Raw genomic sequence first — 25,093 nt, forward strand, 5'->3', positions numbered from 1 at the left:
GTCAGGCACCTGCTTCCGCGAGCGCGTTGACGGCCCCGGCGATGCGCTCCAACTCGGCGGGCGTCAGGGAGGGGTAGATCGGCAGGGAGAGCACCTGGTCGGCGGCCTCGCGCGTGGCGGGCAGCTCCGCACAGGGGGCGAAGCGGGCCAGGGAAGCCAGCTCGTGGTTCGGGATCGGGTAGTAGACGCCCGAGCCGACGCCGTACTCCTCGCGCAGGGCGGCGGCGAACCCGTCGCGGTCCTCTTCCACGCGGATCGTGTACTGGTGGTACACGTGCGTAGCTCCGGGCGCGACGTGCGGGACGGTGACGCCGCGCAGGTGGGCGTCCAGGAACGCGGCGTTGGCCTGGCGCTGGGCGGTCCACGCGCCGACCTTCGTCAGCTGGACGCGCCCGATGGCTGCGTGGATGTCGGTCATGCGATTGTTGAGGCCCACGATTTCGTTGGCGTAGCGCGTCTCCATGCCCTGGTTGCGCGCGAGCCGCACGCCGCGGATGAGTTCGTCGTCGGTGGAGGTGACCATGCCGCCCTCGCCGCTGGTCATGTTCTTGGTCGGGTAGAAGGAGAAGGCCGCGAACGCGCCGAAGGAGCCAACCGCTCGCCCGCGCAGGGTCGCGCCGTGGGCCTGGGCGGCGTCCTCGAAGAGGAGGAGCCCGTGGGCATCGGCAATCGCCTGGAGGGCTTCCATGGGCGCGGGGTGGCCGTAGAGGTGGACGGGCATGATGGCGCGCGTGCGGCTCGTGACCGCGGCCTCGACGGCGGCCGGGGAGAGCGTGTAGGTACGCGGGTCGATGTCAGCGAACACGGGGGTCGCGCCCGTGATGGCGACCGAGTTCGCGGTGGCCGCGAAGGTGAAGGAGGGGACGATGACCTCATCCCCCGGCCCGATCCCCGCGGCGAGCAGCCCCAGGTGCAGGGCGGAGGTGCCGGAGTTGACGGCGACGGCACGCGTTCCGGGCACCAGCGCGGCGGCGAACTCTTCCTCGAAGGCGGCCACCTGCGGGCCCTGGGCGATCATGCCGGTGCGCATGACGGCCGCGACCGCCTCGATCTCCTCCTCGCCAATGAGCGGGCGGGCAGACGGGATGAAGGCGCGTGTCACTGGTCGTCCTCAGGGGTCGGATCGGGTGTCGCGGTGGTGAGCGGGGACGAGGCCTGGGCTCCCTCAGGCTCCAAGGTGCCTTCGCGCTCGACGTACCGTCGGCCCGAGTCCGGGCAGACCCACGTGCGCGCCACGGCCTCGCTGCCGGGCGCGGGCGAGTCATCGGCCGACACGAGGGGAACCCCGGCCTCGCCGACCCAGCCGACGCGGCGGGCCGGGACGCCGACGACGAGGGCGTAGGGGGCAACGTCGCGCGTGACGACGGCGCCGGCCCCGACCGAGGCCCAGGCGCCGATGCGCACGGGGGCCACGCACACGGCGCGCGCCCCGATGGCGGCTCCGCGCTCAACGGTCACGCCCACCGCCTCCCAGTCCGAGGCGCTTTTCAGGGTTCCGTCGGCGTTGATCGCACGCGGGCAGTGATCGTTCGTGAAGACGGCGGCGGGGCCGACGAAGACCCCCTCGGCCAGAGAGGCGGGCTCGTAGACGAGCGCGTAATTCTGAATCTTGCAGCGAGGCCCCACGACGACGCCCTCGCCGATGTATGCGCCGCGCCCAACGATGGTCTCCTCGCCGATGAGCGCATCCTCGCGCACCTGAGCCAGATGCCACACGCGCGCGCTGGAGGCAACCTGCGCGCTGGGTGCAACGTCGGCGCTGGGCTCGATCATGGTATCCCCCTTATGTAGTCCCATCAGCACATTCCCACTGATCAGGCGTTGGCCGCCAGATAGCAACACTATAGGCGCGCGGACACTCCAATGTGCGACACTGGAGAAATGGAGCAGCGTACGGACGCGTGGGTCGTGATTCCCGCGTATAACGAGGCCCCCGTCATTGGGGGCGTCGTCACTGGCGTGCGCGCTGCGTTCCCCCACGTCCTTGTTGTGGACGACGCCTCGAGTGACGACACCGCCGCCATCGCTCGCTCCGCCGGGGCCTACACGGCGACCCATCCGCTCAACCTCGGCCAGGGAGCGGCCCTGCAGACCGGTTTCGAGGCGGCCCTGGCGCGCGGGGCCCGCTACGTCGTCACCTTCGACGCGGACGGCCAGCACGATCCGGCCGACGCCGCTGCGATGGTTGATCGCGCGCGCGAGGAGGACCTGGCTTTCGTCCTCGGCTCCCGTTTCCTCGATGGCGTGCCCTCGCAGGTCGGTTCCCTCAAACGCGCCATGCTGCGCCTCGGGGCCGCGGCGGCCCGCGCGCGCACCGGCATGACGCTCACCGACACGCACAACGGGCTGCGCGTCATTCGCGCCGACGCGCTCTCCCACGTGCACCTAACCCATGCGCGCATGGCACACGCCTCGCAGATCGTCTCGCAGTTGGCGGCCTCGGGCCTACGCGGCGCCGAGCATCCCGTGACGATCTCCTACACGGACTACTCGCGAGCCAAGGGCCAGCCCCTGCTCAACTCCGTCAACATCGTCGTCGACCTGGCGCTGGGGGGACGATGAGCACATACCTGGCTATCCGCGTCCTGCTGTTGGCCGCCCTGGGCGCAACCGCCTGGTGGCTGGTCCGCCCCGTCTCTTCTGCTTCCTCCCTCGCGTTGCGGCGCATCGGCATCGGCATGCTCGTCGCCGCCGCATTCGTCGCCATCTTGGTGCCCTCCCTGGCGAACCGGGCAGCTCACGCCATCGGTGTCGATCGGGGGGTCAACCTGATTGTCTACGGCCTCGTCGTCGCACTCATCGCGCAGATGGTAACCTCCTACCGGAGAGAGGCGCGCATGGAGGCTCGCATGGCTTTGCTCGCGCGGACGATTGCCCTCTCACGGGTGCTTTCCCCCGAGAACGTGCCGGATTCTCCCGGCGACTCAGTCCGGGATGGCGGCGCTCAGTTGGAAGTGGAACACGCCGCTTCCCGGCGACATTCCCCGACAAATACGTCCGATAACGATATGGTTACAAGTGATGAGTTACGTGAATCTGCGACCGATCCAGCACTCGGCTGTTAACTTCGGACGGTTTGGCCTCCTGCGCAGCACACTTGCCATTCTGATGGCAGGTGTCCTTTTCGTCACCTCGACAGCAGGGTTCCTCTACCTGCGCCTGAGCACCCAGTTCGCCAACCGCGTCGTCGACATCAACGCCTACGTGTCGGGCGATCAGAGCAAGGCGACCCCGGACTCCTTCGAGGGACGCGCCGTCAACATCCTCGTTGTCGGCACGGACTCGCGAAACGGTGCCTCCGGCGATATCGGAGCGGGTGACGAGGACGAGGTCCCCGGCCTGCGCAACGACTCGACGATGGTGATTCACGTCAGTGCAGACCGTTCGCGTGTCCAGGTCCTGTCCATTCCTCGCGACACCCTCGTCGATATTCCCGCGTGCAAGCAACGCGACGGATCCACCAGCGATCCGGTCGAAAACGAGATGTTCAACAACGCCATGTTCTATGGCGCCGACGGTGGCAACACCGACCTGGATATCGCCCCCGGTATCGCGTGCGTGAAGTCGACCGTCGAGAAGATGTCGAACATGACGATCGATGCGTTTATGGTCGTTAACTTCGCGGGCTTCATCAACATGATCGACGCTCTGGGCGGCATCTGGTTCAACATCCCCGAGCGCATCGACGACGAGTCCGCCCGTCTCTTCATCGACGCGGGTTGCTGGAAGCTGGACGGAACCCAGTCGCTGGCCTACATGCGCTCGCGCAAGGCCCAGGGCGACGGCTCCGACATTTCGCGTATCGGCCGCCAGCAGCAGCTGATTTCCGCGATGCTGCGCGAGCTCCAAGCCAAGGACTACGTGACGGACTCCGGCGCCCTCCTGACCTTCCTGCAGGCCGCGATCCAGGCCGTGAACGTGTCCCAGAACCTGGGTGACGCCAGCTCGGACACGTCCCTACTCCTCAACGTCTTGTCCAAGACAGACCGCGCGAACATGCAGTTCGTGACGCTGCCGGTGGTGGAGCCCGACTGGGATCCTAACCGCCGCGTGCCCTCGGAGCCGATGGCCGCGAACGTGTGGAACGCGCTCAAGAAGGACCAGGCCCTTCCCGTGGGCACGGCCTACACCGACGGTAACGGCGCGCAGCTGGTCGTCCCCGACCCGACGGCCGCCAAGGCCACCCCCTCGCCCACGCCCTCGGCGACGCCTTCCGTGGACCCGAGCGAGGACTCCGCTCAGAGCACGACGGATAACACCGCGCAGTCCGCTTCCGTTGAGAACAACGCGGCCAACGAGGCTGCCGCCCAGAAGAACGCCGCTATCTGCCCGCCGAAGGACAAATGAGCACTCCTCCCTCATTCCAACCCAACCCGAAACGACGCCGCCCCGGCTCCGATGACGTGCACGTCGTCGGACAGGAGGCTCCGTCCGGCGCGCCTGTTCCTCCCCCCGAGGCGATCGCTCCCCAGATGTGGAGAATTTCTGAGGACGGCGCCGACTCCTCGCGCCCGCTGATGCCGCCCACCCTGGATCAGCCCCAGCGCGATCCGTCGTCGTTGTTCCCGCGGCGCTCCGCGCCGGTCCCTCCGCCGTCTTTCGCCCCGGGGTCCGCGCCGCGTAAGTCCGTGCGTTCGCCTCGCTCACCCCAGGTCCCCGCTCCGTCGTCCTCGCCCGAGCGGACAAGCATCGCGCCGAGCCCGGACTCCGCCCGTGATCAGACGACGGTCGCGCCGGGTCCCGCTGCCTCCCTCGACGAGACCACGGTGGCTCCGAATCCCCCATCTTTCGCCCCCGGCTCTGCTCCCACCGCCGGTGGCCGCACCGGCGCGCCTCGCAGCTACGCGCCCGGTTCGGGTCAGCCCACCTCCGCAGCGCCGAGCTTTGCGCCCGGTTCGGGTCAGCCCACCTCCGCAGCGCCGAGCTTTGCGCCTGGTTCGGGTCAGCCCACCTCCGCAGCACCCAGCTTTGCGCCCGGTTCGGGCTCGAGCGGACATCAGGTCACTGTCAATAGGAGCGCGCCTAGCACACCACCGACGCGCGCGCCGCAGCCCTCCGCTCCCTCGACGGCCCCGCGGCCTCGCCGCAAGCGCCGTCGTCACCTGGTCCTCAAGACCCTGTCTCTCCTGCTGGTTCTCATCCTCGCATGGGGTGGCTTCCTCGTGTGGGACGCCAACTCGAACATCGGTCGCGTGAGCGCCCTGACGGGCAGCGCAGACACACCCGGCACCACGTACCTGCTGGCGGGTTCGGACTCGCGCGCGGACGGTGCGGTGCAGGACGGCTTTGAAGGCTCCGAGCGCGCCGACTCGATCATGCTGGTCAACGTCGCGCCTAACGGCCAGGCCGTCGCCCTGTCGATCCCCCGTGACACCTACGCGGAGATTCCCGGCGTGGGCTGGGACAAGATCAACGCCTCCTACGCGTACGGCGGCCCGCAGCTGCTGGTTGAGACCGTGGAGAAGCTGACGGGCCTGACCGTCGATCACTTCGTCCAGATCGGCATGGGCGCGGTACCCGACATGGTGGACGCGGTCGGCGGCGTGGAGCTGTGCTACGACCACGACGCGAACGACGAGTACTCTGGCCTGAACTGGACCGCCGGTTGCCATACGGTTGACGGCACGACCGCCCTGCAGTTCTCCCGCATGCGTTACCAGGACCCGGAGGGCGACATCGGCCGCACGAAGCGTCAGCGTCAGGTAATCTCCAAGGTGGTCTCCGCGGCGGCATCGCCCGCGACCCTGATTAATCCGGCCAGGACCCTGAACGTGGAGCGCGCAGGTTCCAAGTCCTTCACGGTCGATGAGGATTCGTCGATTTTCACGGTCGGTTCGCTCGTGCTCGCGCTGCGCAGCGCGTCCTCCGAGGAGCTGATGGGCGTGCCCCCGATTGAGTCCCTTGACTACACGACCAGCGCGGGCGCCTCGGCGGTCCTGCTGCGCGATGAGACTGCTCCCGACTTCTTCGAGAAGCTGCGCACCGGCAAGCTGACGTCCTCCGACCTCAACCAGGTCGGCTGAGCCCGCCCCTGCCTCGCGGGCAGGCGAGCACATAAGGATCCCGGCCTCGTTCCCTCACTGAAGGGACGAGGCCGGGGCTTTGTCAGGCGGAGAAAAGGCCGTCAGGCGCCGGGCACCGTGATGGGTCGCGGGCCCGCCTGCCAGCCTTCCCAGGCGGAGGTCAGGATCTCGTCGAGGCCGTTGTTGGCCTTCCAGCCCAGGTCGACGCCGATGGAGAGAGGATCACCGATGAGCTTGGGCGGGTCGCCAGCGCGGCGCTCGAGGACCTCGACGGGGAAGTCCCAGCCGATGACGCGGCGCAGGCCGTCGATGATCTCCTGGACGGAGGTGCCCAGGCCGGTGCCCACGTTGTACGTGTGGTGGTCGGGCTGGCGGCCTTCGGCCAGGACGTCGAGGGCGGCGATGTGGGCCTCGGCCAGGTCCATGACGTGGATGTAGTCGCGCACGCACGTGCCGTCGGGGGTGTCGTAGTCGGCGCCGAAGATCTTAGCGCTCTCCCCGCGCTCGAGGCGGTCGAGGACCATGGGGATCAGGTTCATGATGGCGGGGTCGGCCAGGTCGGTCCATCCGGCGCCAGCGACGTTGAAGTAGCGCAGGCCGATCCACTTCAGGTCCCAGGCACGCTCACAGTCGGCCATCATCCACTCGCCGATCAGCTTGGTCTCGCCGTAGGGGTTGATGGGGCGACCGGCCATGTCCTCGGTGACGATTTCGGCGTTGGGCATGCCGTAGACGGCGGCCGAGGACGAGAAGATCATCTGGTCGACACCGGCGTCCTCCATGGCGGCCAGGACGTTTGCCATGCCGCCGATGTTCTGCTGGTAGTACCAGGCGGGACGCTTGACGGACTCGCCGACCTGCTTGCGCGCGGAGAAGTGGATAACCGCGGTGACGTCCTCGTCCATCATGAGGTTGGACAGGGTCGATCGCGCTTCGTCCGTGGCGACGTCGAGGCGAACCAGGGGCGTATCCCCGACTCGGGCGGCGTTCGAGGTGGACAGGTCGTCGACGACGACGACGCGATCCCCGCGCTGACGCAGGAGGCGGACAACATGGGCGCCGATGTAGCCGGCGCCGCCACAAACGAGAATGCTCATGGGTTCAGGATACGACGGGCACAGCCCCCGCGCCCACCCGCGCGCAGCTTGTGGTTGGTTGTCAGTAGTCCTCGGCGACGCGATGGGCGAGGACAGCCCCCTTTGCGCTGGCCACGTCACGCAGGCTCTGCTGGAAGTCGCGCATGGAGGCGCGCAGGCCCTCCGCGCGCGCTCCCTCGCCCGCTCCGAGGATCCGTGCGGCGAGCAGGCCGGCGTTGCGGGCACCGGCGATCGAGACGGTCGCGACAGGCACGCCGGCGGGCATCTGGACGATGGAGTGCAAGGAGTCGACGCCGTCGAGGTGCTTGAGGGGAACGGGCACGCCGATAACGGGCAGCTCGGTGAGGGCGGCGAGCATGCCGGGCAGGTGGGCGGCCCCGCCCGCTCCGGCGATGATGACGCGCAGGCCGCGCTCCGAGGCGCTCCTGCCGTAGGCGACCATGTCCTCGGGCATGCGGTGGGCGGAGACGACGCCGACCTCGCAGGCGATGTCAAACTCGGTCAGGGCGGCGACGGCGGGTTCCATGGTCGGCCAGTCCGAGTCCGATCCCATGACGACGCCGACGAGTGGGGCGCGTCCAGTGGCCGTGAGCTGGATGTCGAGGTCGGTGGTCATGACGTGTCCTTTCGGGAGGTGGACGAGGCCGGGGCGGCCTGGCCGCTCGACCGCGCACGGTGGTGGGTTAGTCGGTGGCTGAAGAGCCCTTGAGGGCGTCGACGGCGGCGCGTGCGCGCGTCAGGGCAAGGCCGGGATCCTTGTCGACGACGGTGACGTGGCCGAGTTTGCGTCCCGGGCGCACGTCCTTGCCGTAGAGGTGGACCTTCGCTCCCGGCCCCCCGGCCGCAAACGCGTCGGCCAGGGCACGCGCGGGCTGGCTGTAGGCGGAACCCAGCAGGTTGACCATGACGGAGTAGGAGCCGGGGGCCTTCAGGTCGGTCGAGCCCAGCGGCAGGTCCAAGACGGCACGCAGGTGCTGCTCGAACTGGCTGGTGACGGCCCCATCGATGGTCCAGTGACCCGTGTTGTGGGGGCGCATGGCCAGCTCGTTGACGAGGACGCGCTCGTCCGTGCCCTCACCGACGACAAACATCTCGACGGCGAGCACGCCGGTGACGCCCAACTCGGCGGCGATGCGTTCGCCGATGCGGCGAGCCTCAGCGGCCGTCTCGGGGCGGATACCCACGGCGGGGGCCGTGACCTCGGCACACACGCCGCCCACCTGAACGGTGGAGGCTACGGGCCAGGATGCGATCTCGCCGGATGGCGTGCGGGCCAGCAGGGCCGCCACCTCGCCCGTGAAGGGCACCATGGCCTCGGCCAGGAGGGGGCCGCTTCCCCACCAGGACTCGACGTCTGCGGGGCTGTGGGCGACCGCGACGCCGTGGCCGTCGTAGCCGCCGCGCGGGGTCTTGACGATGAGGGGCCAGCCGATGACCGCCCCGAAGCGTTCCAGCTCGGCCGCGTCTGCCACGCGCGCCCACGCCGGGCAGGGAATTCCCATCTCGCTCAGGCGCGCACGCATCTCCAGCTTATCCTGGGCGTACAGGAGCGCACTGGCCGGGGGCTGGACGGACACGACGCGGCCCGCCTCTTCCATGGTCTGGGCGGGAATGTGCTCGTGTTCGAAGGTGAGGACGTCTGCGCCGTCAATGAGGGCGCTGACCGCGTCCAGGTCGGCGGGGATCCCGGCGGCTTTGTCAACGGTCACCTGTCCGGTGGACCCGTTCTCGGCCTCGACGAGAGCTCGCAGATTAATACCGAGCGCGATCGCGCTCTCCTGCATCATGCGTGCCAGCTGTCCGCCGCCAATGACGGCAACGGTGGGAGGAGTCAACATATCGCGTTCCACGCCTCCCAATCTACCCCGCTCTTAGAAGCGCCGCGACCGACGTCCCATGGAAATGAGCGGCCCCTCGGGCATGACGCGATCGGGGTCCAGCGAGGCCGGAATCGCGGCCACGGATACCGTGAAAACGGCAGGAGTATTGGACTTGAGCTCCAGTCGGCCGCCCATCGCCTGAGCCAGGTCGTGGGCCAGCGCCAGTCCGATGCCCGTCGAACCGTGTCCAGACACACCCTTTTCGAAAATGACGGGGGCCAGGGCCTCGTCGATGCCCTCCCCTTCGTCGCTGACCTCGATGACGACGCCGCGCTTGGAGGAGCCTGCGTGCGCCCACACGCGTGTGGTACCCCCGCCGTAGCGCAGGGAGTTCTCGATGAGGGTGGCCAGCACCTGTCCGAGTTTGCCAGCGTCGGCCAGGATCGGGCGCTCGGCCTCGTCGAGGAAGACGAGGGGCCGTCCCGCGGCCTCGAATTGGTCCTCCCACTCCTCGCGGGCGGTGTTAAAGACTTCGAGAATGTGGATGGCCTCGGTGGAGCCGCCACTCTCGCGCTTGGACACGTCCAGCAGCTCGGAGACGACGTTCGTCATGCGCTCGACCTGTTCGAGGCAGGTGCGAGCTTCTGCGCGCACCTCTTCCTCGGAGGAGATGAGTTCGATCTCCTCCAGTCGCATCGACAACGCGGTGAGCGGGGTGCGCAGCTGGTGGGAGGCATCGGCGGCCGCCTGGCGTTCCGCGGCCAGTCGTCCGGCCATACGCTCGCCGGTGCGCACAAGTTCCTCGGAGACCAGGTCGATCTCTTCGATGCCCGAGCGCTCCACGCGGGCGCGCACCCCTCCCGAGCCGATTTGCTCGGCCTGGGCGGCCAGATAGATGAGCGGAGCGGACAGGGAACGCGACAGGGAGCGTGCCATCAGCCAGCCGATCAGCATGGACCCGGCCATGCCAGCCCCAAACATGCCGCACGCCCACAGGATGCGAGTGGTCGCCACCGACGCCGATGAGGTCAGCTGCACGCTGACGCCGCTGGGGGACTCGGCGAACGCGGAGAGGATACGCCCGGTCGGCTGCGTCTCATTGGTGATGAGGTTTTCGCCGGGCACCATGATGCGGTAGCTGATCTGGTCACCGCCCTCGGCCTGTTCGGAGACGAGCGGAGCCACAGATTCCTTGTCGGTCCTCTCCCCCGCCGCCCTGCGCCGGTCGATGTTCTGCACGACGCGTTGAGCGGATACCTCGAGGCTGTTCTGCTCGGAGGTCCAGATGGCTACCGAGGCAAAAAACGCGCCGGGCACGCCCATGACGACGCACACGACGGCGACGACGGACACAATCATCCTCACCGCGCGTGCGCGCATGGCACCCCTCCTTTAGTGACGGATCAGCGCGCGCTCTCGAAGCGGAAGCCCATCCCGCGCACGGTCGTGATGTAGTGCGGGTCGGTGGCGTCGTCGCCGAGCTTGCGGCGCAGCCAGGACACGTGCATGTCGAGGGTCTTCGTCGAGCCGGTCGGATCGGAGCCCCACACCTCGCGCATGAGGGTGTCGCGTGCGACGACCGAGCCGGCCTCGCGCAGCAGGACGCGCAGCAGGTCAAACTCCTTGGCTGTCAGGCTCAGCTCGACGTCGCCGACGAAGGCGCGGTGGGCGGCGACGTCCATGCGGACGTCCTGGGCGCGCAGCTCGCCCTCGGCGGGCTCGGCGACCTGGCGGCGCAGGAGGGCGCGCACGCGGGCGAGGAGCTCGGCGAGGCGGAAGGGCTTGGTCACGTAGTCGTCGGCGCCCGCGTCCAGGCCGACGACCATGTCGACCTCGTCCGTGCGGGCAGTCAGGATCAGGATCGGCACGCGGTTGCCGGAGGCGCGGACCTCGCGGGCCACGTCCAGGCCGTCCATGTCGGGCAGGCCCAGGTCCAGAACAACCAGGTCGACGCCGCGAATGTCGGCGAGTGCTTCGGCGCCCGTGGCGTGCGCGCGCACGTCGTACCCTTCCCTGCCCAGAGCGCGGGTCAAGGGCTCGGAGATAGCCGGATCGTCTTCAACGAGGAGAACTGTAGTCACGCGCTCATCTTAGCAATTCCGAACCAAAACTTTCACCGTTCTTGACCAAATCGGCGTCCCGCCCGGACGCCGATATCAACGGTGTGAGACAGGTCGACTCAGGCCACGCGAGACGAGAGAAGGTAGGGTGACACCGGCCCAAAACCGCGCAAGTCTGCGGTCGGGAACTCCTCGAGGCGGTAGCCCTCACCACCCTTACCAGCGGCGATCGCAGCAGCCGTAGCGGGGTCGGTGAGGATCTTACCGACCGGCGCGATGTCCACGAGGCGAGACGCGAGATTGACGGTCGGACCGAAGACGTCGCCGGAGCGGGAAAACACGTCGCCACGAACGAAGGAGGCGCGCACGGGCAGCATCTCATCGTCGGCATTCAAGCGTTCGATCAGGGCGGTCGCCACGCGCAGGCCGGTCGGCAGATCATCGGCGATGTACAGGACCGCATCGCCGATCATCTTGACGACGCGCCCGCCCTCCTCGATGACCGCGGTCCGACTCTCTTCCTCGAAGCGCTCGATGAGGCCCACCAGGGAATCGCCGAGGATCGTGGAGGAGGAGGTGTAGGAGACCATGTCCACGAAACCGAGGCAGCGGTTGAGGGGGAAGCGACTATGACGCTCCTCGTGCCCGCGCTGAGAGACCTCACGGTCGAAACGCGACAGGGTCGCCTCGAGCTGACGACGCCAGGAGTAGACGAACATTTCCTGGAAGACGTCGATGTACTCGCGCATATGGTCGAGCACGTACATGCGGGCCGTCGTATCGTCCAGCATCAGGCGGCGCGACGAGTCCTCAACCAGGGCCTCGTACTGCCACAGGGCGAGACGGTCAGCCAGGTGAGAATTGGCGCGCAGGAGCGAGCGAGACGTAGCCGTGTCGATGGCCCCCGACTCGACGAGATCGTGCCACTTGTGCAGGACCTCAAGGTCGCGCTGGGAGAACATCTGCTCGTCCGGATCGGGAGCCTGGAAGCCCAGGGCGATCCAGAATTGCACGACGCGGTCGATCGGAGTGCCCGTCGCCTCTGCGAGGTCGCGGGCGGAGTAAGTGAGATGACCACCGAGCAGCTGAGGAACGTAGCTGGTTGCGGTGAGGTCATCGGGAGTTGCACGGAACGATGCCGCACGATCATCCATCGCGAATCCCTCCTCAAGTCAGGCTGACTCAACACCACATCAGCGAACAATCAGTATAGTAGATCACTTTTCAAGGTCACACTGGCACATGACCCCAGATACAGACAATTGTAGTAGACTAATCTGTTTTGCACCAGCCATTTGCACGTTTACCTGCAACAACCCGGTTTTTTGCACCAATTTTCAGCTTGACTGCGCCCCGTAGCTGCCATGGTCCACAATGAGCCTATGCGCCTCGTTCTTGCCTCCGCTTCCCCCGCCCGCCGAGCAACGCTCATCGCGGCGGGCATCACGCCACTCGTTCGAGTGTCCACCGTCAACGAGGACGCGGTCCTGGCCGCCCTTCCCGGGGGCCGCGCGTTCTCGGGCACCGCAACCACCCCCGCAGACGAAGTGAGCGCACTCGCTGCGGCCAAGTGCCTCGACGTGTGCGAGGCCCTGGCGCGCAACAGCCCCGACCTGCCCGACGGTGAGCCCGTCCTTGTCGTCGGCTGCGACTCCATGCTCGAAATCGGGGGCCAGATGCTCGGCAAGCCACACACCCCCGAAGTCGCCCGCGAGCGCATCGCGGCGATGCGGCGCACGACCGCGACCCTGTGGACCGGCCACTGCGCGGCGATCCTGGCCCCGGCCTCGTCCGCGCAGGACGGTGACACGCGCGTCGTCACTGCGTCCGTGACGCGCTCCGCGTCGACTCTCGTCCACTTCGGCGACATCTCGGATGCCGAGATTGAGGCCTACGTGGCCACGGGCGAGCCCTTGCACGTCGCAGGCTCCTTCACGGTCGATGGCCTGGGAGGCCCGTTTATCGAGGGAGTGACAGGCGATTATCACTCTGTTGTGGGCATCTCCTTGCCGCTGCTGCGTGCGATGGCCACGGAGCTGGGCGTGTTCTGGCCGGACCTGTGGGATGCGCCGCGCCCCTGAGTTTCACTTCTAAACGACCCGCGTCAGCCCCGTACTGTAGGGGCATGGACAACAGCACTGCATGGGGCGTCGGCCTCGCAACGATCACCCTGGATGGAACGACTCTCGACACGTGGTACCCCGCCCCGCACCTGGGCGAGCCCGGGAGCGACGAGGAGCTGGCGACCTCGCTGGCTCTCCTGGAGCGCGTGGACGATGCGCGCCGCGTGCGCACGGTCGTCACGACGACGACGATTGACCTGACGCAGGCCCCCGCCTCCACGGAGGACGCCTACCTGCGTCTGCACCTGCTCTCCCACCGCCTGGTGGCGCCCAACACGATCAACCTGGACGGCATCTTCGCGGTGCTGCCCAACGTCGTGTGGACCGATGCGGGCCCGTGCGCGGTCGCCGATTTCGAAGCCACCCGCCTGCGCCTGCGCGCCCGCGACGGCCACCCCGTCACCGTGCAGGGCGTCGACAAGTTCCCGCCGATGGTCAACTACGTGCTGCCGTCGGGTGTCCGTATCGCCGACGGCACGCGCGTGCGCCTGGGCGCCTACCTCTCCGAGGGCACGACCGTCATGCATGCCGGTTTCGTCAACTTCAACGCGGGGACGCTCGGCCGCTCGATGGTCGAGGGCCGCGTCTCGCAGGGCGTCGTCATCGGCGACGGCTCGGACGTGGGCGGTGGCGCCTCCACGATGGGCACCCTGTCGGGCGGCGGGAAGCAGCGCGTGCGCCTGGGCGAGCGCTGCCTGCTGGGCGCGAACTCGGGCCTGGGTATCGCGCTGGGCGACGACTGCGTCGTCGAGGCGGGCCTGTACGTGACCGCGGGCGCGAAGGTGACGCTCATCGATTCCTCTGGTGAGGCCGAGCCGCGCACGATTGCCGCGCGCGACCTGTCGGGCGCGTCGAACATCCTGTTCCGCCGCAACTCCCAGACCGGCCGCATCGAGGCCATCGCCCGCGCGGGCGTGGTGGGCATCGAGCTCAACGACGCACTGCACGCGTCGAACTGACGTCGGCAATCGTCACGAGGCCGGGGCGCGCACTGCGTCCCGGCCTCGCGCCGTTGGTGGCTCGTTAGCGGGCGGACCAAGCCTCGCGGATGCGGCTGGCGGCCGCCTGAATGCGCTCGTCGGTGGCGGTCAGGGCCACGCGGACGCGCCCGTGGGCTGCCGTGCCGTAGAAGTCGCCGGGGGCCACGAGGATGCCGAGCTCAGCCAGGCGGTTGACAAGCGCCCACGAGTCGGTCGGGTTGGCGGGGTCGGCGACCCACAGGTACAGGCCGGCGGCACTGTCGGGGTCGACGTCGAGGCCGGCGTCAGTCAGCGCCTCGAGGAGGAGGGCGCGACGCACGGCGTAGACGCTACGCTGGCGCTCGACGTGCTCCGTGTCATTGAGAGCGACGGCCATCGCGTGCTGGACGGGGGCGGGCACCATGAGTCCAGAGTGCTTGCGCACGCTGACGATCGGGGCAACCAGTGCGGGATCGCCGTAGATGAGAGCACCGCGGTAGCCCGCGAGATTCGACTGCTTAGACAGCGAGTACAGGACGAGGAGAGAGCTCGCGTCGCCCTCGCACACGTCCGTATCGAGCAGGGAGGGCACACCCTCACTCACGTAGGGCTCCGACCAGGGCAGGGCGGCGTAGCACTCGTCGGAGACGACGACGGCGCCGTGGGAGCGCGCCCAGGCGACGACGGCGCGCAGCTCGTCTGTGCTCATGACGTGCCCGTCGGGGTTGCCCGGCGAGTTCAGGTAGACGAGGGCGGCATCCGGCCAGCTGCTCGGATCCGTCGGGTCGACGGCGACGGGGGTGGCCCCGGCCAGGCGGGCGCCGATGTCGTAGGTCGGGTAGGCGACCTCGGGGACCAGGACGGTGTCGCCGGGGCGCACGCCGAGCAGGAAGGGGATCCACGCGACGGCTTCTTTGGAGCCGATCGTGGGGATGACGCCGTTCATGCCCACGTCCACCATGCCCCGGCGCTTGCCCCAGGCCACGATGGCCTCGCGCACCTCGGTGGTGCCAATCACCGTCGGGTACCCGTGCGCATTGGACGCATCCGCCAGGGCCTCGCGGATGAACGCGGGGGTATCGTCGACGGGCGTGCCGACGCTCAGATCGCAGATTCCCCCGGGATGTGCAGCTGCGCGCTCTTTCGCGGGCGCGAGCTGATCCCAGGGGAATTCGGGCAGGTCAAGGGGGCGGGGCAGGTGAAGATTCATGCCCCTACCCTATCGACTGTCAGAGGTTTTCGGCCTTCCATTCCTCATTCTGAGGCGGCAGGGCGGCGATCATCGGGTCGTCGTAGTCCTGGACGCCGGTCTTCTGGGCGCCGCCGGGGCTGCCCAGCTCGTTGAAGAAGTCGACGTTGGCGCGCAGGTAGTCCGACCACTCCTCGGGCAGGTCGTCCTCGTAGAAGATGGCCTCGGTGGGGCACACGGGTTCGCAGGCGCCACAGTCCACGCACTCCTCGGGGTGGATGTACAGCGAGCGCTCCCCCTCGTAGATGCAGTCGACGGGGCACTCGTCCACGCACGCGCGATCCTTGACGTCCACGCAGGGCTGCGCGATGACGTAGGTCATGAGACGTTCCTCCTGGTCAGTTCTAAAGACTCGTTAGTATCTATTATTCACGTATGAGCAGCCCCGAGTCACCCACCGCCCACGGTCCCGCAGAAAACGGCGCTATGCCGCCGATCGACCAGCGGGGACCCGATGGGGCGCACGAGCAAATTTCCACACGCGCACCTCGCGCAATTCCCGACCTGCCGTGGATGCGCTTTGAGGTCGGTCAGAGAATCGTGATCCGGTATCGCCTGAGCGACGGGCTGCACGACGCCCTGGGAGAGGCGCTCGAGGTGGCACCCACGCACGTCACCGTGGCGACGAGGCGGGGGCCGGTTCGCGTGGATGCCCGCACGATGGTGACGGGTAAGCGGGTGCCTCCCCCGCCGTCCCTGTAGCGGGCGGCGGGGCGTCCCCCGTCGGTTCAGCGGTTGGCGCGGCGCTCGCGAGCGGCGATCTTGAAGCGTTCCTGGGCATCCAGGACGACCTTGCGCACGCGCACGGCCTCCGGGGTGACCTCGACGCACTCGTCGTTGGCCGCAAACTCGAGGGATTCTTCGAGGGTGAGCTTGCGCGAGGGGGTCAGCGACTCGTACACGTCGGCGGTGGCGCTGCGCGTGTTGGTCTGCTTCTTCTCGCGGCAGATGTTCACGTCCATGTCCTCGCCGCGCGGGTTTTCGCCCACGACCTGGCCCTCGTAGACCTCGGAGGAGGGCTCGACGATGAAGGAGCCGCGCTCCTGCAGGTTCGTCATGGCGTAGGGGGTGGCCTGGCCTGCGCGGTCGGCGACGAGGGAGCCGGTGAGGCGCTGCTCGATGGTGCCCTGCCAGGGGGCGTAGCCCTCGGAGATGGACGAGGCGATGCCGGTGCCGCGCGTTTCGGTGAGGAAGCGCGTGCGGAAGCCGATGAGGCCGCGGGCGGGGACGACGAACTCCAGGCGGATCCAGCCCGAGCCGTGGTTCGCCATGGTCTCCATGCGGCCCTTACGGGCGGCCATGAGCTGCGTGATGGCACCGAGGTACTCTTCGGGGATGTCGATCGTCATGCGCTCCATCGGCTCGCTGAGGACGCCGTCGATCTCCTTGGTGACGACCTGCGGCTTGCCGACGGTGAGCTCGAAGCCCTCGCGGCGCATCTGCTCCACGAGGATCGCCAGGGCGAGTTCGCCACGGCCCTGGACCTCCCAGGCGTCGGGACGCTCGGTGGGCAGGACCTTCAGGGACACGTTGCCGATGAGTTCGCGGTCAAGGCGGTCCTTGACCTGGCGGGCGGTGACCTTGGCGCCCTTGACGCGACCGGCCATCGGCGAGGTGTTGATGCCGATGGTCATGGAGATGGCCGGGTCGTCGACGGTGATGAGCGGGAGGGGGCGCGGATCCTCGAGGTCGACGAGGGACTCGCCGATCATGATGTCCTCGATGCCGGCGACGGCGACGATGTCGCCGGGGGCGGCGGAGTCGGTGGACACGCGCTCGAGGCCTTCGGTGGCCAGCAGCTCGGAGATGTGCACGCGCTGGATGGTGCCGTCGTGGCGGGCAAGTCCCACGTCGGCGCCCTTCTTCAGGGTGCCGTTGTGGATGCGCAGCAGAGCCAGACGGCCCAGGAACGGCGAGGCGTCCAGGTTGGTGACGTGGGCCTGCAGCGGCATGTCCTCGTCGAAGCTGGGGCCGGGGATGCGGTTCAGGATGGTCTCGAAGAGGGGCTCGAGGTCCTCGGTGGGCAGCTGGCCGTCGCCGGGGTTGTCCAGGGAGCACTTGCCGGCCTTGGCCGAGGCGTAGACGACGGGGACGTCCATGAGGGAGTCCACGTCGATGTCGATGCCCTCGTTCATGAGGTCTTCACCCAGGGAGAGCAGCAGGTCGGTCGTCTCGGAGACGACCTCGTCGATACGCGAGTCGGGGCGGTCAACCTTGTTGACGACGACGATAACGGGCAGGTGGGCCTGGAGGGCCTTGCGCAGCACGAAGCGGGTCTGAGGGAGCGGGCCCTCGGAGGCGTCAACCATGAGGACGACGCCGTCAACCATCGACAGGCCTCGCTCGACCTCGCCGCCGAAGTCGGCGTGACCGGGGGTGTCAATGACGTTAATGGTGACGCCGTCCTGAAGGCCCAGGTCCTGAGCGGCGGGGCCGGTGTAGTGGACGGCGGTGTTCTTGGCGAGAATGGTGATGCCCTTTTCTCGCTCGAGATCGCCGGAGTCCATGACGCGCTCGCCGGTCTTTTCGACCGTGTCGCGCTCGGAGAACGCTCCGGACTGCCAGAGCATTGCGTCAACCAGCGTGGTCTTTCCGTGATCGACGTGCGCGACGATCGCGACGTTTCGCAGGTCGGGACGCGTGGACATATCTGGACTCCTCAAATGTGGACACCTATTATTGCGTGTGATGGGGCACAGAAGCCCCTTGGACATTCGGCCGACTGACCGATTCCACGCACATACCTCTCCAGAATATCGGCATACGGAGGGCCAATGCGCACGCCACCCTGCGACATCCACCACGTCATCTACCCACCCACCTGGACCATTCGGTCTATTTGCTGCAAAACTATCCATGCACTTCACTGATCACTATGAGCGATATCGCCACCCTCTCAGCAACCGTTCCCTCCTCCTCAACGCAGATCACCCCCTTCGGTGCCCACCTCCTGTCGTGGCGCCCAACGGATGAAGAGGACGTCCTGTGGCTGTCCTCGCGCGCCGTCTTAGACGGCACGAAGGCGATCCGCGGCGGCGTTCCCCTGTGCTTGCCCTGGTTTGGCAGCCCCGAGGACTCCCCGTCGCGTCCCGGTCCGGGAGCCGGCGCCCACGGCTTTGCACGCACCTCGACGTGGACGCTCCTGGCCTCCACGCAACCCGCGAACGACGCCCCGGCCTCGTTCTCTTTCGAGCTGCACCACACGGGCGAGACCTCCGCGCTCTACCCTCATTCCTTCTGCGCGCGCCTGGACGTCCTTGCGGGTTCCGAGCTGAACATGACCCTGACCCTGACGAACGAGGACGACCACCCCTTCGCGATCGAGGCCGCCATGCACACCTACCTGCGGGTCGGCGACGTCAAGGACGTGACGGTTGAGGGCCTGGACGGCGAGCGCTACTTCGATAAAGTCCGAGGCCGCTACTCCACGCAGTGCGGGGACCTGAGCTTCGTGGGATTCACGGACCGCGTGTACACAACGACCCAGCAGGTTCAGGTGATCGATCCGAAGCTTGATCGGCGCATCATCGTCGACAAGAACGGCTCGGGTTCGACGATCGTGTGGAATCCCTGGTCGGCCGGGGCGGCTGGCATGAGCGACGTGGGCGAAGGCGAATGGCAGAACTTCGTGTGCGTCGAGACCGCCGCAGTGCGCGAGCGTGCGCTGACGCTGTGGCCGGGCCACCCCCACATCATGACGCAGACCCTTGCCGTGGAGACGATCAACTGAGGCGGGCGCGGGTAGGATTGATGGCAGCTCCGACCAGAAAGGCCCCCATGGCTCTCACCTCAGCGATCGCGTCCGCGTACCTGTCTCTTTCCCGGTGGAAGCTGTCCACGCAGCCCCTGCCGGACAAGGTCATCGTCATCGGCGCCCCGCACACGTCGAATTGGGACGGTGTCTTCATGGCGATTTCCATGTGGAAGTCCGGGCGCACGTTCTCCTTCCTGGTGAAGGATTCCGTCGTCAAGGCCCCGGTGCTGGGTTGGTTCGTCAAGAAGATCGGCGCGGTTCCCGTGGAGCGCAGCGCCGCGCACGGCCTGGTCGAGCAGGTCGTGCAGCGTATCCGCGAGTCCGACTCCTTTACCCTGTGCATTACTCCGAAGGGCACGCGCTCGCCGCGTGAGTTCTGGAAGTCCGGCTTTTACCGCATTGCCATGGAGGCGGACGTCCCGATTCAGCTGGGCTTCATCGACCGCAACACCCGCACGTTCGGCTGGGGTCCGACGTATCGTCTGACGGGCGACGTGCGCGCCGACATGGACGTGATCCGCGCGTTTTACGCGGACAAGGTGGGCGTCAAGCCCTCCAAGACGTCGGTTCCTCGCCTACGCGCCGAGGACGAGGCCGCGTGAGGTTCGCCCGCATCCTGTCCTGCGCGGTGGGCACGGTCGCGCTGTGCGCGCTCGGGGCGCCCGCCTTCGCGGATGAGGCGACCCCGATCCACCTTGTGGAGGTCTACGACGTCACGCCGGGCGTCAGCGCGACACACGAGGTGACGCTGTCGACGAGCCAGCCGTTGCTCGGCGAGCAGTGCCAGTCGATGGGCACGGGTGCGCGCGCATCCTCCACCGTGTCGGTTGACGTCGATGGCGTGGCGGGGTGCCGCTTCACGTGGGTGCTGGAGGATGCCGGCGCCGAGATCGTGACGGTCGACGATGGCGGCGTGTTCCATTTTCATTCTGTTTCCGCCTCCCTGTTGGAGGGTTTTTCTTCCCCGGAGGCGGTTGCCACGATCGAGTCCGTGACGCTGGTGGCTCACGCCTCCGAGATTGTGGAGGCCTCCCACGGCGGCGTCATCTCCTCCGCGGGCGCGTCCACGCGGACGGACGCGTCCACGGTGACGTGGACGAATGTGCGCGATGACGTCAGTGCGGTGGGCACGGTCAGCCCGGACGCGGCGGATCTGGCCGCTTCTCCTTCCCCCTCGCCCACTGCTCCGGTGTCCACTACCGCTTCTTCGCAACGAGGCGGGGGTTCCTCGCGCTCGTCTCTGGCCATGATTGCGGGGATCACCGGCGCGGTCCTCGCCCTCGCCCTTGTCGGTGCACTCGTGCGCTGGTCCGCCAGGTCTCGCCGCGCCGCGGCCGACGCGCAATTCGAGCATGACGCGGCAATGCGCGCCGCCCAGCGCCAGCTGGCCATGGGAGCCGACGAGGCCTCGGCCCCCTACGCCGCCCCCGTTCCCATCTCGGACCGGCCGGCCCCGGAGCCTCCCCCTGCCGCTGCGCCCCCGGCGCCGCAGGCCGTTTCTCCCTCGGACGTGCCCCCGACACCGGACCACTCCCCCGTCGACGCGCCCCCGGCGCCGAGGGTCGATCAGCGCTTCGCGCCGCCTCCCCCGGCCCCCTGATGAGGTGCGCGCTCGGCGCACGGCGGCCCCGGCCTCGTCCCTTCGAGGCTGGGGCCGTGCTGCTACCCGATGTGGAAGTAACGCTCGACGAGCTCTTCGACTGAGACGCGCGAGTCGGCCAGGTCGTCGCGCAGGTGCATATCGCCCAGGTCCACCAGGCGCCCGGCCCACGAGTCGATGAGACCGGCCGGGAAGACGCCGCCCTCCTCGTAATCGTCGCGCTGGGCGAGCAGGCGACCGGCGGCCTCGAAGCAGGAGGAGGGAAGCTGGTCAAGCCCCGGGGTCTGCGAGGCGTCGCCGTCAACTTTGCGCGCACGCGCGAACTGCGCCATGCCCGGGCGCGTCAGACCGATGCGCGCGGCCACCGTAATACCGGCAAGGAGCAGGTGGATGGCAGCCGAGCCATCTGGACTGCGCAGCTCGATGGTCTGGGAATCATTGGGCAGGTTCGCGATGGGAGGCTCCCCCGGGTTCGCGTCGCGGAACATCGAGTCGTCGATGTTCTGCCATCCGAGGGGCACGCGCACGAGGACCGAGCGGTTGCGATCGCCCCAGCAGATCGCGGTCGGTGCCTCCTGGTGGGGCACGAGGCGCAGGAACGACGTGGGCACGGTGTTACCGAAGGCGGTCAGCGAGGCCGCGTGGGAGAGGTAGCCTCCGATGACCTTGAGCGCGTCCTCGGTCAGGCCGGATCCGGTGGAGAACTGGTTAACCCCATCCTTGACGAGGCGGGTGTGGAAGTGCATGCCGGAACCGGCTTGTCCCACCGCGATCTTGGGCGAGAAAGACACCTCGATTCCATAGGAGTGGGCGACCTTGCGCAGCACCCACTTGGCCAGCACCATCTGATCGGCCGCGTCGCACACGTCCACGGGCAAGAATTCGATTTCCTGCTGGATCATCTGACGCCCGTCCGCAACGAAGTTACCGACCTCCGAGTGGGCATACTTGACGGCGCAGCCCATGCTCACCAGGTGTGCCAGGGTCTCCGTTCGCACGTCCTCCCACTTCGAGAAGGGGCCGGACTCGTGGTAGCCGCGCTGCGGTTCGACGCGGAAGAGGGTGTCCTCCGGCGAGAACAGGTAGTATTCGAGCTCGCCGAGCGCCTCCAGGGTGGCACCCGTCTGCGCCTGGAGGGCGCGCTGGGCCTTGCGCAGGATCTCCTGCGGTGCCGAGGCGAGGGGCGCGCCGCTCACGTCGTAGAAGCCACACAGGAACTCCACCGTGGGCAGCACCGAAAAGGGGCTCAGGAAGGCTGTCGACAGGCGAGGGACCACGTAGAGGTCCGAGGAGGTCGCCTCGACGAAGCTGAACAGGGAGGATCCGTCGACGCGTTCGCCGAGCGTGAGGACACGATCGAGGTGCGCTTTGGACTGAATCGCAAAATTGAGGGTTTTGAGGCGCCCATCCCCACCGACGTAGCGAAGGTTCACCATCGAGATCCGATTGTCTTCGATATAGCCGATGATGTCAGCCTTCGTGAACTCCTTGGCAGGCTTTCCGAGCGCCTGAACGAGGGGGTTCGGGTTGAGGGAGACGGTGTCGGTCGAAAGCATCTCACACTCCTCATTGAGAATGACTTGTTTCACATGATTATGTCACACATGGCCCACACTCAACAGTTCTGACCCCGCCTCCCTCGAATTCGTCGAGGCCGCGTTCCACCGCGCGTGCAAGCTATTCCCCTCATCGAAGGCGAGAGAGCCGAGCGCGGCCACACCGTCCCCTACTGGCGTGCGCATCGGGCATGAGTAAGGGCCGCGTACCAATACGGCACGCGGCCCTGTGCCCCCTAGCGGGGCGAGGTTCGGAGCAGGCGGTGAACCCACCCCACTAGGTCCTTATGACCGAGGGGTCCAGAGTTTCAGGCGCTCAGCGAGCTCACGGGCTCGAGTATCCAAGCGCTCAGCTTCTAGCGCATCCCCACTTTTGATCGCACGCCAGTACTCAACTTTTGTGCGCAAGAACTCACGTCGCAGCTCGATAATCTGCGCCTCCTCCTGGAGGCGCGCATCCTGCTGCTCAAGAAGGGAAATGAATTCGGAAATATCCCGATCGCCACCCAACCCCGAGCGCACGAACTCGCGCATATCAGCAATAGCCATACCAGAGGCGGAGAGGCACGCGACCGACGTCAGCAACTCCAGGTCACCCTCCGTGTAGATACGGTGGCCACTGGAAGGATCGCGAGCGATGGCAGGGATGACGCCAACTTCCTCGTAATAGCGCAGCGTGGAGGGGGGTAGGCCAACAAGCGCCGCTACCTCTTTAATAGAGTACGTGCGCCCGGAGCCTGTTCCTGCCATGACTTCACCCTAAAAGACCTCAAGTCCTTGAAGTCAAACGGAACCAGGGGACGTGCATCACGCGCCGCGACCTGCGCAAAGAGATCATGCGCGACCGCCCGACGAGGGCTCAGGCAGCAGCGGCGATACTGACTAACCTTCGCTCACTCAGAGCAGCTTCGCTTCCTTCTGAAAGGCCCAGATCGGACAGGTCTGCCCCCTCAGAGACGTGCTCCCACGATCCAGGAGCTCGCACCCGCCATTCAAATAGAAACGCGCGTTGGATTCCGTCGATGTCACGAACCCATACGCGCGCCCGCCTCTCTTTGCCACAAAGTCGGGAAGCACCTTGGCGACAAGCCAACGCCCCACGCCCCGACCCCGCATGCGCCGGTCGACCGAGAGGATCTCGAGATACCAGTCGAAGTCACCCGCATCGAGGGCGTACTGATCGCCAAGGTCGGCCGCATCCGAAAAGTCCATGAGCAGCCGAGGAGTCCCGTAGCGGAAGAGCTGATAACCGCCAGCAAAGAAGTTAGGCCAGAAGCCGATCGGCCGATCATGCATGAGCGCGACGCCAACGACGTCCCCTTCATGCTCGACAACGAGGGCATTCCTGTACTCCACGTAGGCTTTCGCCATCATGCGATTGAGCAGGCTCAGACATTGCGGGTAATGCTCCGCGCGGTAGAGATGGGGTTGAAGCATCACATGGAAGGGATAATCCAAGAACCCTTCCGTGATAATGCGTGTCATTTCTGGGATATCTGCGTTTGTCGCAGGTCGACACTTCACAGCGCCCCTCCTCGATCGTACGTCATAACACCTCGCAGCTGGATCGAAAACCTGACTGTAGGTAGACACTCGTCATCCTACGCGAAAGAGCCCCCGCGCACCTTGTCAGTTAACCCCTCCAGCCTTTGACAGACGCCATTCATTCCTTTGACATTCGGTCAGATAATCTCGGCGCACTGTTTCCTCGTTGCTTTGAGCGCTCGAACAGACGATAATCGAGTGACCAATCGTCAGGAGGATTGCATGCGACTTTTCCGCACCCTGTGCGCAACGCTGGGGGCCCTGTTCATTGTGTCGGCCCCGACTGTCGGGACCTACGCGGCCGCGCCCCTATCTGTTCCATCCGACCTGGCGAACAGCGCGAATGGCCTCACAACGCTGTCGGCGGCGGCCGCGGACGCGTCGGATTCTTCCCCGTCTCTCGCCTTGCTCATCGCGCTGATCGTCGGCATCATCGCCGTCGTCGTGACGATTGTCGTCCTCATTTACGTCAAGCGCTCAAAGCGCGCCCACAAGTCGCAGGATTCCGCCGTTCTGCCCGCACCCACGACGCCGCCTGTTCAGGTTTTCACTCCCGAGGCCTCAGCGTCTCCCGCCCCGGCCTCGTCGGACGCGCCCGCGCAATCCCCGTCCGCGGACCTGACCCCGCGCGAGACCGGTTTCGTGTGGCAGCCTCAGGCAGGCCCGGTGCCGACCCAGCAGAGCGCCCCTCAGGCGCCGCCGCAGAGCGCACCGAAGCAGGCGCAGAAGAAGCGCTTCGGCTTCGGTCGTCGCGCGTCGGCCTCTCAGGGCCAGCCCGCGCAGCCCGCCGGCGCCCCAGACCAGTCGGTGACGACACTCATGAGCATGTTCTCGGATAACCCGGGATTGCCTGCTCCCCAGGGCCAGCCGCACGTGGCACCCCAGCCCGGGTTCGCTGAGTCCGGCGCGCTCGGAGGTGCGGCCGCCACGCACGCGCAGGCCGATGTGCCCATGCAGGGGGACCGGACCGAGCTCCTGACGACCTTCGGCGACGAAAACTCCCCCGCGGACAAGACGCAAATCCTGGAGACTTTCGAGGACCGGGGCCTGCCCGAAGACAAGACCCAGCTGCTGGAGACCGTTGAGCAGGGAGACCTGCCCGGCGACAAGACCGAGTTTTTGACGGTGTTTCCTGACGAGGCCGTGGCGCGGCCCTCCGCCGAGCGCGGCGCGGACGCATCGTTCCCGGCCGTCACTGATTCCTGGCCGCAGGACGGTGCGGTCGAGACGCCCGAGGCGCCTGCTGCCGACGCGCCCAAAGACCCGGGCATGCTCACCGTCAAGCTCCCCCGCTTCAAGCCCGAGGC

General features: G+C 67.3%; 24 protein-coding genes and 1 pseudogene. 11 read left to right on the plus strand and 14 right to left on the minus strand.

Going from position 1 to position 25,093, the window contains the following annotated elements:
* Position 1: 1 nt before the first annotated feature.
* Together O3669_RS06005 and O3669_RS06010 are read right to left on the minus strand one after the other, a co-directional pair.
* A complete protein-coding gene (locus O3669_RS06005) occupies positions 2-1,102 on the minus strand; it encodes a DegT/DnrJ/EryC1/StrS family aminotransferase (protein ID WP_371524011.1) in 1,101 nt (366 codons plus the stop codon).
* Complete coding sequence (locus tag O3669_RS06010; RefSeq protein WP_371524012.1) at positions 1,099-1,773, minus strand: acyltransferase; 675 nt, start codon at positions 1,771-1,773, stop codon at positions 1,099-1,101. Before O3669_RS06010 ends, O3669_RS06005 begins: the two co-directional genes overlap by 4 nt.
* Before the next feature lie 108 nt (positions 1,774-1,881).
* On the opposite strand from O3669_RS06010, the gene O3669_RS06015 reads away from it, so the two are divergent.
* Genes O3669_RS06015 through O3669_RS06030 form a run of 4 tightly spaced genes read left to right on the plus strand, consistent with a single transcriptional unit; the run spans position 1,882 to position 6,023 of the window.
* Positions 1,882-2,562 (plus strand): glycosyltransferase family 2 protein, encoded by a 681-nt coding sequence (locus O3669_RS06015; RefSeq protein WP_295919384.1) that lies wholly within the window; start codon positions 1,882-1,884, stop codon positions 2,560-2,562.
* Positions 2,559-3,065, plus strand: a complete 507-nt coding sequence (locus tag O3669_RS06020; RefSeq protein WP_295919381.1) for a DUF2304 domain-containing protein — start codon at positions 2,559-2,561, stop codon at positions 3,063-3,065. The genes O3669_RS06015 and O3669_RS06020 overlap by 4 nt, the downstream gene beginning before the upstream one ends.
* A complete protein-coding gene (locus O3669_RS06025) occupies positions 3,022-4,347 on the plus strand; it encodes an LCP family protein (RefSeq protein ID WP_295966814.1) in 1,326 nt (441 codons plus the stop codon). Before O3669_RS06020 ends, O3669_RS06025 begins: the two co-directional genes overlap by 44 nt.
* On the plus strand, positions 4,344-6,023 hold the full coding sequence (locus O3669_RS06030; protein WP_371524013.1) for an LCP family protein: 1,680 nt from the start codon (positions 4,344-4,346) through the stop codon (positions 6,021-6,023). Before O3669_RS06025 ends, O3669_RS06030 begins: the two co-directional genes overlap by 4 nt.
* A 101-nt stretch (positions 6,024-6,124) precedes the next feature.
* Here O3669_RS06030 and galE read toward each other — a convergent pair whose 3' ends face one another.
* From galE to O3669_RS06060, 6 genes are all read right to left on the minus strand, one after another.
* Positions 6,125-7,120, minus strand: coding sequence for a UDP-glucose 4-epimerase GalE (gene galE / locus O3669_RS06035; protein ID WP_371524015.1), 996 nt, complete (start codon positions 7,118-7,120; stop codon positions 6,125-6,127).
* A gap of 61 nt (positions 7,121-7,181) precedes the next feature.
* Positions 7,182-7,736: a 5-(carboxyamino)imidazole ribonucleotide mutase gene (gene purE / locus O3669_RS06040; protein ID WP_371524016.1), complete on the minus strand. Its 555-nt coding sequence runs from the start codon at positions 7,734-7,736 to the stop codon at positions 7,182-7,184.
* Between the two features lie 67 nt (positions 7,737-7,803).
* Entirely contained in the window at positions 7,804-8,958 is a 1,155-nt protein-coding gene (locus tag O3669_RS06045; RefSeq protein ID WP_371524017.1) for a 5-(carboxyamino)imidazole ribonucleotide synthase, read from the minus strand.
* 33 nt (positions 8,959-8,991) lie between these two features.
* Entirely contained in the window at positions 8,992-10,320 is a 1,329-nt protein-coding gene (locus tag O3669_RS06050; protein WP_371524018.1) for an ATP-binding protein, read from the minus strand.
* Between the two features lie 23 nt (positions 10,321-10,343).
* Positions 10,344-11,021, minus strand: a complete 678-nt coding sequence (locus O3669_RS06055; protein WP_295919367.1) for a response regulator transcription factor — start codon at positions 11,019-11,021, stop codon at positions 10,344-10,346.
* A 98-nt stretch (positions 11,022-11,119) separates the two neighbouring features.
* A complete protein-coding gene (locus O3669_RS06060) occupies positions 11,120-12,154 on the minus strand; it encodes an adenylate/guanylate cyclase domain-containing protein (protein ID WP_371524019.1) in 1,035 nt (344 codons plus the stop codon).
* Between the two features lie 228 nt (positions 12,155-12,382).
* On the opposite strand from O3669_RS06060, the gene O3669_RS06065 reads away from it, so the two are divergent.
* Together O3669_RS06065 and dapD are read left to right on the plus strand one after the other, a co-directional pair.
* Positions 12,383-13,081 (plus strand): nucleoside triphosphate pyrophosphatase, encoded by a 699-nt coding sequence (locus O3669_RS06065; RefSeq protein WP_371524020.1) that lies wholly within the window; start codon positions 12,383-12,385, stop codon positions 13,079-13,081.
* Positions 13,082-13,125: 44 nt separating this feature from the next.
* Positions 13,126-14,082 (plus strand): 2,3,4,5-tetrahydropyridine-2,6-dicarboxylate N-succinyltransferase, encoded by a 957-nt coding sequence (gene dapD, locus O3669_RS06070; RefSeq protein WP_371524021.1) that lies wholly within the window; start codon positions 13,126-13,128, stop codon positions 14,080-14,082.
* A gap of 64 nt (positions 14,083-14,146) precedes the next feature.
* On the opposite strand, the gene dapC is transcribed toward dapD, so the two are convergent.
* Positions 14,147-15,292 (minus strand): succinyldiaminopimelate transaminase, encoded by a 1,146-nt coding sequence (dapC, locus tag O3669_RS06075; RefSeq protein ID WP_371524022.1) that lies wholly within the window; start codon positions 15,290-15,292, stop codon positions 14,147-14,149.
* A 19-nt stretch (positions 15,293-15,311) separates the two neighbouring features.
* A complete protein-coding gene (gene fdxA, locus O3669_RS06080) occupies positions 15,312-15,653 on the minus strand; it encodes a ferredoxin (RefSeq protein ID WP_295919357.1) in 342 nt (113 codons plus the stop codon).
* 53 nt (positions 15,654-15,706) lie between these two features.
* Between fdxA and O3669_RS06085 the strand changes: the two genes are divergently transcribed.
* Complete coding sequence (locus tag O3669_RS06085; RefSeq protein WP_371524023.1) at positions 15,707-16,033, plus strand: 2-hydroxymuconic semialdehyde dehydrogenase; 327 nt, start codon at positions 15,707-15,709, stop codon at positions 16,031-16,033.
* Between the two features lie 26 nt (positions 16,034-16,059).
* On the opposite strand, the gene typA is transcribed toward O3669_RS06085, so the two are convergent.
* Positions 16,060-17,979, minus strand: a complete 1,920-nt coding sequence (gene typA / locus O3669_RS06090; protein WP_371524024.1) for a translational GTPase TypA — start codon at positions 17,977-17,979, stop codon at positions 16,060-16,062.
* 227 nt (positions 17,980-18,206) lie between these two features.
* On the opposite strand from typA, the gene O3669_RS06095 reads away from it, so the two are divergent.
* From O3669_RS06095 to O3669_RS06105, 3 genes are read left to right on the plus strand one after another with little or no spacing between them, the layout of a single operon-like run.
* The gene (locus O3669_RS06095; RefSeq protein WP_371524025.1) at positions 18,207-19,061 is read left to right on the plus strand and encodes a D-hexose-6-phosphate mutarotase; all 855 of its coding nucleotides are present in this window, start codon (positions 18,207-18,209) and stop codon (positions 19,059-19,061) included.
* A gap of 47 nt (positions 19,062-19,108) precedes the next feature.
* Positions 19,109-19,687, plus strand: a complete 579-nt coding sequence (locus O3669_RS06100; RefSeq protein ID WP_371524027.1) for a 1-acyl-sn-glycerol-3-phosphate acyltransferase — start codon at positions 19,109-19,111, stop codon at positions 19,685-19,687.
* The gene (locus tag O3669_RS06105) at positions 19,684-20,685 is read left to right on the plus strand and encodes a hypothetical protein (RefSeq protein WP_371524028.1); all 1,002 of its coding nucleotides are present in this window, start codon (positions 19,684-19,686) and stop codon (positions 20,683-20,685) included. The genes O3669_RS06100 and O3669_RS06105 overlap by 4 nt, the downstream gene beginning before the upstream one ends.
* 62 nt (positions 20,686-20,747) lie before the next feature.
* Here O3669_RS06105 and O3669_RS06110 read toward each other — a convergent pair whose 3' ends face one another.
* The 3 genes from O3669_RS06110 to O3669_RS06120 all read right to left on the minus strand — a co-directional run bounded on the left by O3669_RS06110 (position 20,748) and on the right by O3669_RS06120 (position 23,726).
* On the minus strand, positions 20,748-22,241 hold the full coding sequence (locus tag O3669_RS06110) for a glutamine synthetase family protein (protein ID WP_295968128.1): 1,494 nt from the start codon (positions 22,239-22,241) through the stop codon (positions 20,748-20,750).
* Between the two features lie 285 nt (positions 22,242-22,526).
* A complete protein-coding gene (locus O3669_RS06115; RefSeq protein ID WP_314770129.1) occupies positions 22,527-22,991 on the minus strand; it encodes a MerR family transcriptional regulator in 465 nt (154 codons plus the stop codon).
* Between the two features lie 147 nt (positions 22,992-23,138).
* Positions 23,139-23,726, minus strand: a complete 588-nt coding sequence (locus O3669_RS06120; protein ID WP_314770128.1) for a GNAT family N-acetyltransferase — start codon at positions 23,724-23,726, stop codon at positions 23,139-23,141.
* 258 nt (positions 23,727-23,984) lie between these two features.
* Here O3669_RS06120 and O3669_RS06125 point away from each other — a divergent pair.
* A pseudogene (locus tag O3669_RS06125) lies at positions 23,985-25,093 on the plus strand (hypothetical protein); the annotation flags it as partial.

The organism is Pauljensenia sp. 20925_1_34 (assembly GCF_041432775.1).
In the GTDB taxonomy this organism is placed as follows: Bacteria; Actinomycetota; Actinomycetes; order Actinomycetales; family Actinomycetaceae; genus Pauljensenia.